17 protein-coding genes are annotated in these 17,459 nt (G+C 41.3%); 13 read left to right on the plus strand and 4 right to left on the minus strand.

Annotated features, from left to right (window positions below; translation table 11 throughout):
- Positions 1–12: 12 nt before the first annotated feature.
- Positions 13–1,917, minus strand: coding sequence for an ATP-binding cassette domain-containing protein (locus FTV37_RS01860; RefSeq protein WP_168377902.1), 1,905 nt, complete (start codon positions 1,915–1,917; stop codon positions 13–15).
- A gap of 34 nt (positions 1,918–1,951) precedes the next feature.
- On the opposite strand from FTV37_RS01860, the gene FTV37_RS01865 reads away from it, so the two are divergent.
- The 7 genes from FTV37_RS01865 to FTV37_RS01895 all read left to right on the plus strand — a co-directional run bounded on the left by FTV37_RS01865 (position 1,952) and on the right by FTV37_RS01895 (position 9,156).
- A complete protein-coding gene (locus FTV37_RS01865; protein ID WP_078189840.1) occupies positions 1,952–2,197 on the plus strand; it encodes a SlyX family protein in 246 nt (81 codons plus the stop codon).
- 132 nt (positions 2,198–2,329) lie between these two features.
- The gene (locus tag FTV37_RS01870; RefSeq protein WP_180062920.1) at positions 2,330–3,331 is read left to right on the plus strand and encodes a hypothetical protein; all 1,002 of its coding nucleotides are present in this window, start codon (positions 2,330–2,332) and stop codon (positions 3,329–3,331) included.
- Positions 3,332–3,356: 25 nt separating this feature from the next.
- Positions 3,357–4,337, plus strand: coding sequence for a PIN domain-containing protein (locus tag FTV37_RS01875; RefSeq protein ID WP_180062921.1), 981 nt, complete (start codon positions 3,357–3,359; stop codon positions 4,335–4,337).
- Between the two features lie 61 nt (positions 4,338–4,398).
- Positions 4,399–4,848 carry a hypothetical protein gene (locus tag FTV37_RS01880; RefSeq protein ID WP_078189705.1) on the plus strand — a complete coding sequence of 150 codons (450 nt, stop codon included), beginning with the start codon at positions 4,399–4,401 and terminating at the stop codon, positions 4,846–4,848.
- A 38-nt stretch (positions 4,849–4,886) separates the two neighbouring features.
- On the plus strand, positions 4,887–7,529 hold the full coding sequence (topA, locus tag FTV37_RS01885; RefSeq protein WP_180007162.1) for a type I DNA topoisomerase: 2,643 nt from the start codon (positions 4,887–4,889) through the stop codon (positions 7,527–7,529).
- Positions 7,530–7,698: 169 nt separating this feature from the next.
- A complete protein-coding gene (locus tag FTV37_RS01890) occupies positions 7,699–8,457 on the plus strand; it encodes a hypothetical protein (protein WP_180062922.1) in 759 nt (252 codons plus the stop codon).
- 126 nt (positions 8,458–8,583) lie between these two features.
- Positions 8,584–9,156: an HdeD family acid-resistance protein gene (locus FTV37_RS01895; protein WP_078189701.1), complete on the plus strand. Its 573-nt coding sequence runs from the start codon at positions 8,584–8,586 to the stop codon at positions 9,154–9,156.
- A 77-nt stretch (positions 9,157–9,233) separates the two neighbouring features.
- Here the strand turns inward: FTV37_RS01895 and FTV37_RS01900 are convergent, their stop codons facing one another.
- The gene (locus FTV37_RS01900; RefSeq protein ID WP_180055624.1) at positions 9,234–9,683 is read right to left on the minus strand and encodes a carboxymuconolactone decarboxylase family protein; all 450 of its coding nucleotides are present in this window, start codon (positions 9,681–9,683) and stop codon (positions 9,234–9,236) included.
- Positions 9,684–9,766: 83 nt separating this feature from the next.
- Here FTV37_RS01900 and FTV37_RS01905 point away from each other — a divergent pair, with 83 nt between their 5' ends.
- Positions 9,767–10,897 (plus strand): glycerate kinase, encoded by a 1,131-nt coding sequence (locus FTV37_RS01905; RefSeq protein WP_180062923.1) that lies wholly within the window; start codon positions 9,767–9,769, stop codon positions 10,895–10,897.
- A 65-nt stretch (positions 10,898–10,962) separates the two neighbouring features.
- Here FTV37_RS01905 and FTV37_RS01910 read toward each other — a convergent pair whose 3' ends face one another.
- Positions 10,963–11,259, minus strand: coding sequence for a hypothetical protein (locus tag FTV37_RS01910; RefSeq protein WP_180062924.1), 297 nt, complete (start codon positions 11,257–11,259; stop codon positions 10,963–10,965).
- Positions 11,260–11,444: 185 nt separating this feature from the next.
- Between FTV37_RS01910 and FTV37_RS01915 the strand changes: the two genes are divergently transcribed.
- From FTV37_RS01915 to FTV37_RS01935, 5 genes are all read left to right on the plus strand, one after another.
- On the plus strand, positions 11,445–13,433 hold the full coding sequence (locus FTV37_RS01915) for an ATP-dependent helicase (protein WP_180062925.1): 1,989 nt from the start codon (positions 11,445–11,447) through the stop codon (positions 13,431–13,433).
- Positions 13,434–13,519: 86 nt separating this feature from the next.
- Positions 13,520–13,771 carry an RNA-binding protein gene (locus FTV37_RS01920; RefSeq protein ID WP_078189697.1) on the plus strand — a complete coding sequence of 84 codons (252 nt, stop codon included), beginning with the start codon at positions 13,520–13,522 and terminating at the stop codon, positions 13,769–13,771.
- Between the two features lie 42 nt (positions 13,772–13,813).
- Positions 13,814–14,170, plus strand: coding sequence for an ASCH domain-containing protein (locus FTV37_RS01925; protein WP_180062926.1), 357 nt, complete (start codon positions 13,814–13,816; stop codon positions 14,168–14,170).
- Between the two features lie 75 nt (positions 14,171–14,245).
- A complete protein-coding gene (locus FTV37_RS01930; RefSeq protein ID WP_180010190.1) occupies positions 14,246–14,749 on the plus strand; it encodes a DUF6586 family protein in 504 nt (167 codons plus the stop codon).
- Between the two features lie 105 nt (positions 14,750–14,854).
- Positions 14,855–15,133 (plus strand): hypothetical protein, encoded by a 279-nt coding sequence (locus tag FTV37_RS01935; protein ID WP_078192732.1) that lies wholly within the window; start codon positions 14,855–14,857, stop codon positions 15,131–15,133.
- A 529-nt stretch (positions 15,134–15,662) separates the two neighbouring features.
- Here FTV37_RS01935 and FTV37_RS01945 read toward each other — a convergent pair.
- Positions 15,663–17,381: a cation:proton antiporter gene (locus tag FTV37_RS01945; RefSeq protein ID WP_180062927.1), complete on the minus strand. Its 1,719-nt coding sequence runs from the start codon at positions 17,379–17,381 to the stop codon at positions 15,663–15,665.
- Positions 17,382–17,459: the final 78 nt, after the last annotated feature.

The following is a 17,459-nucleotide window of genomic DNA, read 5'->3' on the forward strand; positions in this document are numbered from 1 at the left end:
ATATTTGTAGGCTTAGCCTTTTGCGAGCGTTTCTAGCTCATCTAAACGTTCCATTTTTTCTAGCATTTCGTCATCAATTTCAGCAAGACGCTGTGATGCTTTGGTCGCAGCATCAGCATCAGTCATAAACCAAGAACCGTCGGCTAATTTTTCAGACAATTCAGCTTGCTCTTGTTCTAATGCTTCAATTTCAGTCGGCAGTTGTTCTAAAGCACGTTGGTCTTTATAGCTGAGCTTGACTTTTTTAGGCACCGCAGCGGCAGCCGCTGCTTCGGCTTTAGCCATGGCTTTTTTCACATCGCTTTTTTGATCCACGACAGTTTGGTCAGGACGCTGTTCCAAATAGTCTTGGTAACCGCCGATGTATTCATCGATTTGACCTTTACCATCAAAGACCCAAGTTGAAGTCACCACGTTGTCCATAAATGCACGGTCATGCGAAATCAGTAACAGTGTGCCTTTGTAAGCACTGAGCATTTCTTCTAACAGTTCGAGAGTCACCATATCCAAGTCATTGGTTGGTTCATCCATCACAATCAGGTTCGATGGTTTGAGCAATAATTTAGCCAGCAAAATACGGTTACGTTCACCACCCGATAATGCTTTTACAGGTGTGCGTGCACGTTCAGGAGAGAATAAGAAGTCTTGTAAATAACTGTAGATGTGACGACGGCTACCGTTTACATCGACATGGTCTGAGCCTTCAGAGACGTTATCTTTCACTGATTTTTCAAGATCAAGTGCATTTCGAAGCTGATCAAAGTAAGCAACTTCAAGCTGTGTACCTGTTTTTACTGTACCAGTATGTTCTTGCTCACCCAAAATAGCTTTGATAAGAGTGGTTTTACCCACACCGTTGTCACCGACTAAGCCGATACGGTCACCACGTAATACCAGTGCCGAGAAGTCTTTGATGATTGGTGCGCTGTTGCCAAATTGCACAGCTAAGTTTTCAATTTCAAAGACCACTTTACCTGAGCGCTGCGCATCTTGCGTTGCCATGCTCACTTTACCTTGTTGTGAACGGCGTGCTTTAGACTCTTCACGCAATGCTTTTAGGGCACGAACACGACCTTCGTTACGGGTACGACGCGCTTTAATGCCCTGACGAATCCACACTTCTTCTTCAGCGAGTTTTTTATCGAATAGCGCATTTTGCTTTTCTTCCGCTTCCATTTGCTGAGCTTTGAGTTCGAGGTAACGTGAATAGTTACCTTCATAGCTACGCAAAATGCCGCGGTCAAGTTCCACAATACGAGTCGCAATATTGTCGACAAATGAACGGTCATGCGAAATAAACAACAGGGTTAAGTTGTTTTGATCAAGCAGGAATTTTTCGAGCCATTCAATACTTTCAACGTCCAAATGGTTGGTCGGTTCGTCGAGTAGTAATACGTCGGGCTGCGTCAAGAGAGCACGTGCCAATAAAACACGACGCTTACGACCACCAGACAAATCTGCAAGGTCAGCTTCTGGGTCTAGGCCCATTTTACTGAGGATAGCATTCACCTTGGTTTCAAGTGACCAGCCATCCATTTGATCCATCTGATGTTGTAGGTTACCCATGCGCTCACAGGCGTCCATATCACCGAGTACGCAGGCTTCGCTGGCTTCATGATAAGCACGCAGTACAGTAGCAGCTTCACCTGCACCATCGGCTACAATATCAGCGACTTTGCCCGAATCCATGGGTACATCTTGCGCAAGCATTGAAATCGTAATGCCATTTTGTAATGAAACTTCACCGCCGTCTGGCAATAAAGTTCCCTCAATCAGTTTAAGTAAAGTAGACTTACCTTCACCATTACGACCGATTAGACATACTCGCTCGCCACGTTCTAAACTGAAGTTCGCGCCGTCGAGTAGGGAAGGTCCGCCAAATGCAAGCTGGACGTCCCTTAAAGTAATATAGGCCATAATGTTTCCTGAAATCTTATATGAGGAGTGTAAATTGACTACACAACAAAATCTTGATGAACAGGCGTCATTTTCCGCACCCATTGAAGATTTGCAAGTCCGAATTGCATTTTTAGATGATTTAGTTGACCAACTGAATGATCAAGTTGCGCGTCAAAACGCCGAAATCGCTGATTTAAAGAAACAAATGCAGATGTTGTATCGTCGTATTGAATCGGCAGATTTATCTGAAGGTATTGCGGCATTTGACCCGATGACCAACCGCCCACCGCATTATTAATGTCGATTATGAATGACAAGCAGATGACGAATCAGCGCCAAAGCTGTGGATTGGTGTAAATTTATTTGACCTTTTGCAGCGTGACAGGTCTAATGCACCGCATCTGCTGATCGAAACCCATTATTTCATCTCATGAGTCAAAAAGTTGTCCTGCTAGATTTGGAAAATAACCAGCCCACAGCAAATCTATTGCGCAATATCATTGAGCATTACAGTACTTTGTATGTGTTTAGCTGCAGCGGAAAATTTGAATATGCACTTGAAGATTTGACTGAAATTGCAGGGTGGATTGCGAGTGGTCAATTGGTGGTTTTGGATATTCCAGAAACGCCGCAAAAAGAATTTGAATATGCGGTGATTGTGGGGCAACTGATGGCCTTGATGGATCTAGATTCGCATATTGAAGTCATTTCAGCAATGTCTGATATTGAATTACTGATGGAACAATTGGATGGCTCTGGACTCAGTGCACATCTCATTCAAATTCAGTCAGAACAAGAAGTTTCACATAAAGTGAAGTATAAGATTCCTGACCTAGAAACCATTCGGAATAAACCTGATTTATTACTGATTAAACACTATTGTGATGGTCTGGAAAAACTCAGTGGCAAGCCAAACAGTTTGGATAAACTGAAAAACTCGCTGATGAATATTTTGCAAGTCTCTAGCGAAAAAGCTCAGCATTTGGTCGGTATGTTGATCAATCTAAAAATCGTCAAACGCTTTGATGAGCAGATTTCGATTCGAAAAAAAGTACTCAAACAATGGGTGCAGCTAGATTTAAATGCGACTGCTGAAACAGCATTGCCCATCAAAACAGACCTGAATGCATTTTCTGCTTCACTCGAAGATCAAACCTCAAATACTGATGATACGGCATCGATGATTCAGGCTGCACAGCAAGGCTTATTTAAAAATTTCAATAAGATTGATCCTGTGCAAATGGAAGTGATCCGAAAATTGCATGAATTAAAGTCAGATAAACCAAAAGATATCTACGCCTTACGTGATTTATTGGAGCAAATGTTCCCACAATCTGATGTTCGACTATTACTTAAAGAGTTGATCGAAAAAGGATATATCTATTGGAATGGTCACGAAGTGCTGTATAGCCACGAGATGTTCCTGAATTAATATAAAATAATTAAATGGGTGAGCTATGAAAAAAATATTATTACTTGATATTGAAAATTTGCATAAAACTGAAAATGAGTTGCTAACTTATTTAAAGCAATACTCATCTATTTATTTAGTTTACGCCAAGTCTCCAATAAGTTTTAGCTTGGATGGTTTGGTTAAGCTCTCTCCATTTATTATGAATGGCAAACTAAAAGTATTAAAAATGCCAAAGATTGGGAAGGATGCAGCTGATTTTGGACTAACATTTATTGCAGGCCAACTTTCTACACAAGTTTCGGCTAAGGAATTTAGTTTTGATGTTATGTCTAATGATCATTCCATGGGGTATGTTGTTGATTTATTAAAAATAGCTAAATTTGAAGCTAAAATTATTCATGAAAAGCCGCTAGTTTCTGCTCATGTAATTAACGAAGTGAAAGCTGAGCAAAATGTGGGTGAGCTAATTTTTCAATATTGTGAATATTTAACAAAAAATGCAGCTAGACCTGCAAAGTTAGAAAGTTTATTAAACTCACTTAAAGCTATACTTAAAGTGAGTGATGATGTTGCCAAGGTTTTAGTTGAGTTATTAAAAAAACACAAAATTATCCGCTTGGATAATAGTAAAATATATTATCAAGATCCAAGTTTGCAGAAGTTTTTGAAATCAAATAAACAAACTGCTGAAACTGCTGAAACTGCTGAAACTGCTGAAACTGCTGAAACTGCTGAAACTGCTGAAACTGCTGAAACTGCTGAAACTGCTGAAACTGCTGAAACTGCTGAAACTATTGAGCAAAAATTGATTGAGATAAGAAATAAATTACTCGCTCATATGGATGTAAATAACCATACTCCTCCTAAATCTTTAAGTGGTTTTACTAGTATTTTAAAGAGATGTTTGCCTGAAGATGATGTTATTAACTCATTAGAATTATTGAGGAAATATAGATTGATAGAGGTTAATAGTAAACGGCAAGTTAGTTATAACCCGATATTGCTAACTAATATTATTCATTAAGCATGCTTGCGTTTTATATTGCGCTTATGCAACTCTAATAAAGGAATATAAAGGTTGTGCTATGGAAAATACTGGAATCTGGGTTACCGTTTTTATTGTGGTCTTTGTACTTGGGTCGATTTTTGGACTTCGAGTAAATCCTAGAGAAAAAGCCTTGGGCATTATGCGCGAGAAGGCGCGTAAGATGGGGCTGCACCCACGTTTAGTGGCTGCACCTGCTTGGACCAAGATTCCAATGGCATCTGAAAAGCGTGCCAGTATGGTGGCGTATTACAGTGTGCTGATTCCAGATGCGCGTTTGCCTTTAATGCGTGCTTTAGTGGTCGATGACAAACTTGAACTGGTGCATGGTGATGACAAGTTCAAGGATTTAGCCATTACATTAAAGGGCATTTATGCTATTGATATGCAGGCAAACTGTGTAGGACTCTATTGGAACGAAGAATCTGACTTAAGAGCCACACAGCTTGATGATATGAAAGCATTTTTACATTCATTGGCTGAACTTTAAATTTTAAAAAACCTATTAAACAGGAATGATGGTTAACTATGGCGAACGCTCCTCGGTCCACATCTAAAAGTACCACAGCAAAATCTGCCGATGCTGGGAAAAAGCGTGCGTTAGTGATTGTGGAATCGCCTGCAAAAGCGAAAACAATCAATAAATATTTGGGCTCTGATTACATCGTGAAATCATCGGTGGGTCATGTCCGTGATTTACCTACAGGCGGCTCGAGTAAAACAGCAGAGAAAAAGCCAGTAACTCGTGCAAAATTAACTGAAGCTGAAAAAGCCAAAAAAGCACAAAAAGCTTTGGTTAATCGTATGGGTGTAGACCCTGAAAATGACTGGAAGGCACAGTACGAAGTCCTACCGGGTAAAGAACATGTTGTTGCGGAACTGAAAAAGCTTGCATCGCAAGTTGACGAGGTCTATCTCGCAACGGATATGGATAGGGAAGGAGAAGCAATTGCTTGGCATTTAAAAGAAGTGATTGGCGGTGACGACTCACGTTATCAACGTGTGGTGTTCAACGAAATTACCAAAAATGCCATCCAAGAAGCGTTTAAACATCCTTCTCGCCTCGATACAGATAAAGTAAATGCTCAACAAGCCCGTCGTTTCCTCGACCGTATTGTGGGCTTTATGATCTCGCCACTCTTATGGGAAAAAATCGCTCGTGGTTTATCGGCAGGTCGTGTGCAATCTGTGGCTGTAAAACTTGTGGTTGAGCGTGAACGTGAAATTCGTGCCTTCATTCCAGAAGAGTTTTGGCAAGTTTTTGCAGATACCAAGTCGAAGAAAGACGATATCCGCTTAGAAGCGGTGAAGCAAAATGGCAAGACTTTAAAACTGCACAATAAAGCTGAAACGGATGCTTTACTGAACCTGATTAAAGATGCCGACTACACAGTTTCAGCACGTGAAGACAAACCAACCAAGGTCAATCCAAGTGCGCCTTACATCACGTCTACACTGCAACAAGCAGCAAGTACACGTTTAGGTTTTTCTGTGAAAAAAACCATGATGTTGGCACAGCGCCTATATGAAGCCGGCTTTATTACTTACATGCGTACAGACTCCACATTCTTGAGTGATGACGCTGTGAATATGGTTCGTGGTCATATTGAAACTGAGTTTGGTCAAAAATATTTACCGGCAAAACCAAACCGTTATGGTAATAAAGCTGGTGCGCAAGAAGCCCATGAAGCGATTCGTCCATCAAATGTAGCGCTAAAAGGCGATAGTTTGGTGGGTGTAGAGCGTGATGCGCAGCGTCTTTATGACCTGATCTGGCGTCAGTTCGTTGCATGTCAAATGACCCCTGCAGAATATTTATCATCAACGATTTTAGTCAATGCCAATGGCGTCGAACTCAAAGCCAAAGGCCGTACATTGGTCTTTGATGGTTTCACTAAAGTGCGTGGCCAAAACAAATCGGATGATGATGTACTGCTACCTGCTGTAAAAGTTGGGGAAGTACTCAAGCTTGAAAAATTAGATCCATCTCAACACTTTACTAAACCACCTGCGCGCTTCACTGAAGCATCATTGGTCAAAGAGCTTGAGAAAAAAGGGATTGGTCGTCCATCGACGTATGCTGCGATTATCTCAACCATTCAAGACCGTGGTTATGTGAAGCTCGATAACCGTCGTTTGTTCGCCGAGAAAATGGGTGAAATCGTGACAGACCGTCTCGATGAAAACTTTAATAACTTGATGAACTATGCATTTACGGCAGACCTTGAAGGCCAGCTGGATAAAGTCGCCGATGGTGATCGTAACTGGAAAGAGTTACTCAATAGCTTCTACGGTGATTTTAAAACACGCTTAACCACAGCTCAGGGTGAAAATGGCATGCGCCGTAATTTACCTGTAGAAGTGGATGCGGTGCACTGTAAAGAATGTGACCGTCCGATGCAGATTCGTACAGGGACTACAGGCGTGTTCTTGGGTTGTTCAGGTTATAACTTACCGCCAAAAGAGCGTTGTAAGGGAACTTTAAACCTGACACCTGTAGAATCATTGGCTGCATTGTCTGACGATGACTCGGCAGAAACAGCAGATTTAATGTCGAAAAAACGTTGTCCAATCTGTGAAACAGCCATGGACAGCTATGTGATTGATGGCGGTCGTAAGTTACATATCTGTGGTAATAACCCAGACTGTGCTGGTTTTGAGCTTGAAGAAGGTGAGTTCAAAATCAAAGGTTATGATGGTCCAACCATTCCGTGCGACAAATGTGATGGCGAAATGCAATTGAAGACAGGCCGTTTCGGTCCTTACTTTGCATGTAATAGCTGTGACAATACACGTAAAGTGTTGAAGAGCGGTCAGCCTGCACCTCCACGTGTAGATCCGATTAAAATGGAGCACTTACGTTCAACCAAACATGATGACTTCTTTGTCCTTCGTGATGGCGCAGCAGGTTTATTCTTAGCTGCAAGTAAGTTCCCGAAAGTACGTGAAACTCGTGCACCGAAAGTGGCTGAACTACGTTCTGTCGCAGATCAGTTGGATGCGAAATATCAGTTTATTTTGCAAGCACCGGATGTCGATCCTGAAGGAAACCCAACATTGGTGAAATTCAGCCGTAAGAACCAAGCGCAATATATTGGTTCTGAAAATGCTGAAGGAAAACAAACCAAATGGTCTTTGGTGTACCAAGACGGTAAGTGGGTTGAGGCTTAAGCTTTAAAATCAATAAAATGCTGACTTCGGTCGGCATTTTTTATGTCTTTTGATCAGGGATATTTGATGATAGGCAATCTATTGAGCTTTTAAATTGTCCAAGACATTTTAAGAATGTTCTGTTTTAATTCTGAAAATAAATGCTAAAAATTAATTGAGATCTTGGGGAATGTGGAAAAAAATTCGGGTACTGTGTTTACTGCTGATTCTACTAGTGGTCGCAGTCAATGCCTATAAAGACAAAAACCAAGACTGGAGTAAACCGATCTTTGTATTGTTACATCCAATTAATGCCGATGGTCGAGAGAGCACACAAGCTTATATACAGCAGCTCTCTGTCAATGATTTAAACGATGTTCAACAATATTTACAAGCGACAGCACAGAAATACCGAGGGCAACCGACTTATGTGTATTTTAAGTTAGGTCGTGAGCTGAAAGTTTTACCTCCCAAAGTACCCAATGATGCTGGCATGTTGGACGTTATCTTATGGAGTTTGAAATTCCGCTACTATGCTTGGCAGCAGCATGAAAATGTAGATGGTGTTTCGAGTGTGACGCTATTTTTAAATTATTACGATCCGACTCAAACCAAAGTACTTAAACATTCCACAGCTTTGGAAAATGGTCGGATTGGATCGGTGAATTTATTTGCATCGAATAAACAGACAGCGCAGAATAAAATCGTTTTAGCCCATGAGTTATTACACGCTTTTGGTGCAACTGATAAGTATGATTTGGCCACAGGTCAGCCTATCTTCCCTATCGGTTATGCAGAACCCCAAAGGCAGCCTTTGTTTCCGCAAAGTAAAGCTGAACTGATGGCAGGGCATATTCCTACCTCACAGACGCAAAGTAAAATGCCTGAAGATTTAGCTGATACTGTGGTGAATGACGTCACAGCGATTGAAGTGGGATGGAAAAAATAATGTGGATAAAGCGTATTTTATCCACAGTTTCAATTGGCAGTGTGGATAAGATTTGGACTTTTCTTTCATTTTTCTTCATCATAAAGTTGCATAATCCATTGAATAACGAATAACTTGAGAAAAAACATGAGAACAGTAGGCAACGATTTAATTCGCAGTCAGCTCCATGAAAACCGTAAGTGGTATCTCGGTTTAGGTGCTTTATTGGTGGTCTTCGGATTGGTCCTTTTGGCAGCTTTGCCATTTGCGACACTTACGGTGATTTATATTTTTGGTGTGCTGATGATGTTAGGTGGCGTAATCCATTTCATTGCAGCATTTAAAATTTTTGAAGGCGGTTACCGCTGGTTCTGGGCACTATTTGGTGTGCTGTATTTGGTCGCAGGTTATTATGCATTTACAACGCCTGTCAAAACGGCCATTGTCCTGACCAATTTATTGGCGATTATTTTGATCATTGCTGGAGTCATTCGTATCTTTAATGCTGTGCTATTTCGAGCATTTCAAGGTTGGGGATGGACACTATTTTCAGGGCTACTGACCTTGATTACGGGTGTGATCATTTTGATGTCGCCTGATGCGCCATTTTGGGTATTAGGATTATTCTTGGCGGTTGATATTTTATTCCAAGGGGTCAACTACCTTACTTTGGCTTCTTATATTCGACGTGAAGTGCCGAAAAGCTCGGCAGAGCAGTAAGCTGCTTGCGGATCCGATAAATAAAAAAAGAGTGCTGAGGCACTCTTTTTTTATTCACTTGAAATGTGTACAACCCGTTAAGGTTTCACGCTATAGCGGCTACTAATTGCGATACGATTCCATGTATTAATGACAATTGCGAGCCATTCAATCGCACTGATTTGATCATCCGTTAAAAAGGGTAGAGCATCTTCATAAACTGCATCGGGAACTTGGCCTTCGGCGATCAATGTAATCGCTTCGATCAAGCTTAAAGCCGCACGTTCTTTTTCATCGTAGTACGCAGTTTCACGCCATGCATTGAGTAGGCTAATACGTTCAATGCTTTCACCTGTTTTAAGTGCATCTTGCGCATGCATGCGAATACAGAACGCACATTCGTTGATTTGGGATGCACGTAATTTGAGTAAATGAGCTAATCCTTCACTTAGGCCAGCTTCATTTATTTTTTTCATTGCCAGTGCATCAAGTTCTGCGACTTTTTTATATAGCTCAGGTGCAGACTGACCTAGATTGATTCGTGACATTTCGAGCCTTTCTGATGTTTTTAGATATACCTGCTATTTTAAAACCGTTATGGTTGAGGATAAATTTTATTTTGAGCATTTAGATGACCACTTTTGTTCTTGCGCCAGATTCATTTAAAGAAAGTATGAGTGCTCAACAAGCCTGTGACGCGATGCAGCGTGCAATTTTAAAGCTCATACCTGACGCCAATGTCATCGCTGTGCCAATAGCAGATGGTGGTGAGGGAACTGTAGATGCGTTACTCAGTGCTTGCGACGGCCAAAAAGTGACGATAGCGCTTACAGGTCCTTTGCCCAATCAAGCTGTGACGACGTATTTCGGTTTGATCGACGGTGGAAAAACTGCGGTGATTGAAATGGCAAAAGCCAATGGAATTCATCTTGTCGATATTGCTCAGCGAAATCCTTTACTGACGTCAACTTATGGTACGGGCGAAATGATCCAGGCTGCTCTAGACTTCGGAGTAAGTAAAATTATTATTGGCTTGGGCGGGAGTGTGACCAATGATGGCGGTGCAGGTATGGCGCAGGCCTTGGGGGCGCAATTTTTAGATGAAAATGGCTTGGAAATAGCAGTTTGTGGTGGTTGTCTGGATCAAATTAACAGTCTTGATTTGACGCAGCTCGACTCACGTTTAACGCACACAGAGATCATCATTGCTAGCGACGTCATGAATCCATTATGTGGTGAAAATGGCGCATCCCATATTTTTGGCCCGCAAAAAGGAGCAACGCAGGAGATGGTGCGTCAGTTAGATCGGAACCTCAGTCATTATGCCAATGTCGTTGAAGCGACACTGGGTTGTGCTTTACGTGATGTCGCAGGTGCAGGTGCTGCAGGTGGATTAGGTTTTGGGTTGATGGCTTTTGCGGGTGCATCGATGCAATCAGGTGTGGAATTGGTCATTGAACAATGTCAGTTGAATGAAAAAATAGCACAGGCAGATTATGTGCTGACAGGTGAAGGGAAAATTGATCATCAAACTAAGTTCGGTAAAACGCCATTTGGTGTGGCGCAAGTTGCAAAAAAGTTTAATAAACCTGTGATCGCCTTTACTGGTCTAGTGGGTGAGGGGATAGCAGAACTCTATGATTTAGGTTTCACACAGATTGTTGGGATTAATCCACCAGATTGTAAGTTGGAAGATGCATTAAAAAATGCGGAACTAAATTTGGAACATTGCTGTCGAAATGTGATGAGGTGTTTGAAATAAAAATCAAGGTAAAATTTATGAATGCATTTAGCGAGTTTTAAGATAATCATAGTTAGAAAATATGATTAATTTGGTTGAGAATCTTTGCAATATTTTTCCATTGGTTTTTGATTTTTTGGAATTATATTTTCAATGTTTTTTATATTTTCTATTGCATTTTCTTTTGCCCGTTTCGCTTTTAATAATTCAGAATTCTCTGAAGCAATTTCATATTGTGCTTTACTCATTTTATAAGTTGCACATAAATTATCGGATATAAGCTTATGATTGCCAGAAATTAGAGCTACAGCTAGATCATCATGGAGTTGAATTCCTTTCTGATTATTTTTACTTATCAAGTGATCAAATTCAGTTTGAGTCAATTTTTTTTGCGTAAGATGGATGATTTGTAAATATTAAAAGTAATAAAACTGGCTGAAGGAAATGGCTAATTAGCTTAAAATTTTTCATAAACTTATCTTTTTCTAGTTGTAATTTTGATCCTACATTAGCATGTATTTTTTTTCAATCTGCTAAACTATACCTATCCATGAAATGATGAGTACATATGAGTTTAGCCAACCTGATTGATGAATTAAATCCTCAACAAAAACAAGCCGCAACAACAGAAGCACAGCATAGCTTGGTTTTGGCAGGAGCAGGTTGTGGTAAAACCAAAACCATCGTAGCGCGTGCAGCTTATTTAATTGATCAAGGCGTGCCTGCCAATCAAATTCAAATTTTGACTTTTACTCGCCGTGCGGCCAGTGAAATTGTCGCTCGTGTGGAGTTGGCTCTAGGTGAGCAAGCCAAAGGGTTACGTGCATCAACCTTTCATACTTTTTGTATGTACCTATTGCGCCGTATTCCAAATGCCTTTGGCCTAGAACAGTTTTCGATTATTGATCGTGATGATCAACTCATGATGTTCCGCCTGATTCGTGGTCGTGATGATAAGAAAAACCCCAATCACTTGCCCAAGCCGAAAGAACTCTGTGATCTGTATTCCTTTGCGCGGAATACGCGCCAAAAACTCAGCATTGCTATGGAAAAGCAAATGCCTGAGTACTTTGCGTTGAAAGATCAAATCGCGGATATCATGAAAGAATACGAAGCCCGTAAACGTGCGCGTAGTTTTTTAGATTATGACGATATCTTGGCGATTGTGGCGAAAGCCTTGGCGGAATCAGATGGACTGGTCGATTATGTCGCTTCAATTTGTCGCCACATGTTGGTTGATGAAATGCAGGATACCAATCCGCTGCAATGGGCGTTACTTGAGCCACTAAAGGAACGTGTCAGTTTGTTCTGTGTCGGCGATGATGCACAGTCAATCTATGGCTTCCGAGGTGCAGACTTTGAAAATATTCATCATTTCAAAGAGCGGGTACCCGACGCACAGATTTTTAAACTTGAAAAAAATTATCGTTCAACCCAAGAAATTTTAGACCTGTCGAATTGGTTGTTGGATGAAAGCGAAATTAAATATGACAAACGCTTAGATGCCTATCGTGGTGAAGGGATTAAGCCGAAAATGCATATTTTCCCGAATGAGTTTGATGAAGCCAAATGGATTGCCATCGACATTAAAGAACGTCATTACCTCGAAGGCAGCAAATGGTCGGATCATATGGTGCTTGTGCGTTCAAGCTTTGCTGCTCGTCATATTGAAGCGGCCTGTATTGCCGCAAATGTGCCGTATCGCTTTATCGGCGGCATGAAATTACTTGAAACAGCCCATGTAAAAGACTTGCTCAGTGTGCTGCGTGTAGTGGCCAATCCTTTAGATGATATCGCGTGGATGCGCTTTTTAACCTTGTGGAATGGTGTGGGTGATGTCGGTGCGAGTAAGTTATCGCAGCAGATTTTACTTGAGCCAGAAATGCAAGCCATTGCAACCAAGTTGGAAAAGTTTGGCAAAGTACCTGACCAAGCGATTCTGATGATGAAGCAAATGTCGGTGTTGAAAGATCAGGTCAAAGAATGTGTAAGCTTGGCTGTTCAAGCGATTTCTGAGCAGCTGGAAGAAAACTATAAAAAAGATTGGAACCGCCGTGTCGGTGATTTTGATCTGGTGAAACAATTGGCATCCAAACATACGCAGTTGAGTGAATTCTTAGAAGAATATGTCCTTGATCCAGTTTCCATTTCTGAAATTGAACGCCAATCTGACAGTGATGTCGTGACTTTAATTACCATTCATTCGGCAAAAGGAACGGAGCAAAAAGTCTGTTATGTGGCGAATGTCACACCAGGGCAATATCCACATGCACGTGCCCAAGGTAATTTCGATGAAGTGGAAGAAGAACGTCGCGTGTTATATGTGGCGCTGACACGTGCGCAAAATGAATTGATTTTGACCAAGCAAAACTTGAACCACTGGGCACGTGAAACTGTCGATGAGCAAGGCCGTAAAGTAGAAAGTTACTTTATGAATGATTTAACTCGAAATTTATGTAGTTTGGAAACACACTATAAAACCCGTCAGCAAACCGTAAAAAGTGCGTTAATCGAAAGAAAATCGATTAATTTAGATTTTGGTATCGATCTCGATTAAAATAGATTTTTGACGTGATTTACACGCAAGTTAAAAAGCAAAATAGACAAATGCTTTTTGATGATGCTGTCTATTTGGAAGATTGAATGAAAATTTTAGTACGTAACTTAGAGCGTTCAGTTACTGAAGCAGAATTGGTTGAACTGTTTAAACCATTTGGCGCAGTAGAGTCTGCTGTTGTTGTTATGGATGCAAGCACAGGTAAATCGAAAGGGTTTGGTTTTGTCGAAATGCCAAATGGTCGTGAAGCTGTGAAAGCAATTAAAGGCCTGAATACTTTGAAAGTCAAAGGTGCAGGTATTCGAGTAAAAGCGGCTGAAGATAAGCCTAAAGCATAAATTCAAAAAGGAGCGTAACGCTCCTTTTTTTATCGGTGATCTATGAAAAAACGCTACTCGGCTTTGTCGATTGTTGCGCCATCTGGTTCGAACATTGCGTGTGGGCTTAATGAAGTCCGCTCATGGCAGCCCGAACATTTGCCTTTAAAAGATTTAGTGATCGTGGAAAATCAACGCTACTTACATGAAAGCGGAGATGAAGATATTGGACGTGCAGTGGCGATGGTCGATGTCTATGACGTTCATGCATGGACTGAAACAGAGGTAGAGCAAGCGCAGGCGACCTATTGGGCCGCAGGGTACTGGGCTTGGCGTCTGGAAAATATCAGGATGATTGATTGGGATATGCCTGTTCCTGCAAAGCGTGACATTTATTTAATTGAAATCGATCATCCATAATATTTATTGTGAATTTCCTAAAAATCCGTTTAAGCTTATTCATGTAGAAAAACGCCAAAATTTAGGGAATTGTTCATGTCTCGTGTTGCTCGCTTTCATGCTGATCGTACCAATCAAAAATTATATTTTAGCCGTCTTGCATGTCAGCAAGCCGAGCAGACCGATCATGTTCAACAAGCTCAGGCTTATCGCGAAGCAGCGGTTTTTCATTTACATGGTGCAGTACTTGCGTTTTTACAAGAGTTGGTGCGTTACTATCGTTTAAATGATCCTGCACCCACGTTAAAGTCGATTGAAACACTGATGGCTGAAAAAGGTCAGGTATCACCTGAAGTGACTGTTATGCAGCAATTGGCCAAGCAAGGTTTTATTGCAGAGCTGAAACGCGCACATCGTATGTGTCAGTATGCACCTGAACCGTCTGCACCTGAGCCAGAAGATGAAACGTCTTCAAATTTAATTATTAAAGTCACTCAAACACCGCAAGCTTGGTTGCCAGATACCGCTATTTTGCGTGAATGGCATCGTGATCTAACCCAATTGATTGATGGATTTCGTAACGAGATGGTGGAGTTCTAATCGGACTATTGCTACTTGAAATAAATTTATTTAACCCGATATAAGATTATCTAAGTAATACAAAGTGCAGATGCCTTTATCACCATGTTGCGCATGGAGGGATATATGTCTATAGAACAGTTGAAAGAACTCTTTGGGAACCAGGAAGCAATTTTAGAGCTGGTTCAATTGGAAGGTGGTGAGTTGGCATTGCGTAATGCAGGCTCAGAAAAAGAGCCTTTGGTGACTATCCAATTCAATGAAGAATTACGCAATATTTTGGGCGATCAAATGAGTGTGATCGCTCAGCAAATGATTCAGGCTGCATTGTTTGGTTTGTTAGAAAAACAAGTGGATGAATGGCATGCCGAAGTGGTCGATGAAAAGCCTAAATATATGAGCTAATCATATAGGCACTGATTTTTAGATCATGATGAAAACGCACCTTTCGGTGCGTTTTTTTATACCCAAAATGGCACTTAGACTGTGCCCAGTTCAGTAGGTGAGATCAGTATCGAACCTAAAAATACAATAAAGACCCCGATGAGCTGTAAGAAAAAAGGATTTTTGGCATCTTGCCAATACAGAATCAGAAAGACGATGGAAATGGGATAAAACAATAGACAGCCCAGTCACCATAAAATACTGGTTTTAAATGCAGCGATGAGAAAGCCCAGACCGCCAATCAAAATAATGGCAAGGCCTAAATAGAGGATGTACATGTTTTTCTCGTTTCTCGTTTCTCGTTTCTCGTTTCTCGTTTCTCGTTTGAAGTTTTTAAAAATGATGCTTCGTTTGATGCTTATTTTATCAATATGTTTTTTAAATTCAATTATTTGTAATTTTAAAATTAATGAATTATATCCATTAAAAAAAGGCGATGCTTAAATGCATCGCCTTTTTGGTATCACCTTTAAGCGCTTAATTTGACATCTTAGTGTGTCGGTGTTTGGTGATGGGCAATTTGGATTTGATTTAAAATATGATTGCTCATATTTTTCGCCATTTCCTCTTTGGCATAATAAACCTCACCGACATTGTCGCGACGAATGACTTCAGCTTCTTCTTTGCTTTCCGCACACACCAATACTTGGATGGATGGATTCAGCATTTTTGCAATGTCGACAATTTTATGAATATCTAAAATATCCATAGGTGAAATGACCAAAAGGCGTGCGTGTTGAATATGGGCTTGAATTAAAACGCCGGGTTCTGTTGCCACACCAGATACCGCAGCGATGCCTTTTTCCCGTAAGTTTTCCACGATTTCACGGTTTTCTTCAGCAATAACCACTTTAATGTTTTCATTCATTAATTCGCGGGTAATACGACGACCGACTTCACCATGACCAATCAGCACCACCTGATCACGTAGATAATCCTGTGAGACCTCATCCGGCAACATGGCCAATGGGTCACTACTACGTTCCAGTAAACGAGCCAAATTCGAGCGCTCACGGATGAGTCGCTGCATAGGCTCGATTGCAGAAAATATAAATGAATTCAGCGTAATCGAGATTAAAGCGCCTGCCAGTATCAGATTTTGACCTTCCATTGAAAGGAGATTTAGAGATACACCTAAGGTCGCCAAAATAAATGAGAACTCACCAATCTGCGCCAAACTCGCCCCAACGGTTAATGCGGTATTGATGGGGTAACGGAAGAACAACACCAACGCCATTGCAGCGATGGTCTTACCAATCATGATAATGCCGACTACTGCTAAGACGTGAAGCGGTTGTTCAATCAAGATCCGTGGATCAAACAGCATGCCGACGGAGACGAAAAACAAAATCGAAAAAATTTCACGAAGCGGAAGGGTTTCTTCTTCTGCACGGTGACTAAAGTCAGACTCTTTGACCACCATACCGGCAAAAAATGCGCCCAGTGCCATGGATACACCAAATACCTTGTAGGCACCAAAGGCAATAGACACAGCTGCTGCAACCACGGTAAGCGTGAATAATTCACGTGAGCCTAAGCGTGCAACCACTTGCATAATCATTGGCACTAAGCGTTTACCAATGATCAGCATGAAGGCAATAAAGCCAGCGACTTTGAGTAAAGTTAGACCTAAGGTCAGCCAAATATTTTCATCAGCACTGCCTGCTATGAGCGGTTGACCACCAAGCAATACTGCTGTGGCAGGGAGTAAGACCAGAACCAAGACCATGACCAGATCTTCAACCAAGAGCCAGCCTACAGCAATTTTACCATTCACGGAGTTGAGTAAACCGCGATCACCTAAGGCTTTGAGTAGAACGACAGTACTTGCACACGACAAACTTAAGCCAAACACTAAGGCTGAGCCCATGCTCCAGCCCCAAAGCATGGAAATTCCCATACCGAGTAAGGTCGCCACTGCAATTTGTAAAATGGCACCCGGGAGGGCAATACGACGTACTTGCATCAAATCATTGAGTGAAAAGTGCATACCCACGCCAAACATCAGGAACATGACACCGAGTTCGGCCAATTGGTTAGCGAGATGGATATCGCCAACTACCCCAGGTGTGTTTGGGCTAATAATAATACCGGCAATCAGATAGCCGATAAGGGGAGGAAGTCGCAGGCGTGCAGCAATATAGCCAAAAATTAAGGCAAAACCAAAGCCAACAGCAAGTAATATTATGAGTTCTACATCATGAGGCACTAAAAACTCCTTAAGCCTAAGTTAAGGGTAAAAAAGACAAGCACAAAAAGTGCCAAAAAGCATTTTGAAAGTTTAGCA

It is taken from the genome of Acinetobacter sp. YH16042 (assembly GCF_013417245.1).
In the GTDB taxonomy this organism is placed as follows: Bacteria; Pseudomonadota; Gammaproteobacteria; order Pseudomonadales; family Moraxellaceae; genus Acinetobacter; species Acinetobacter amyesii.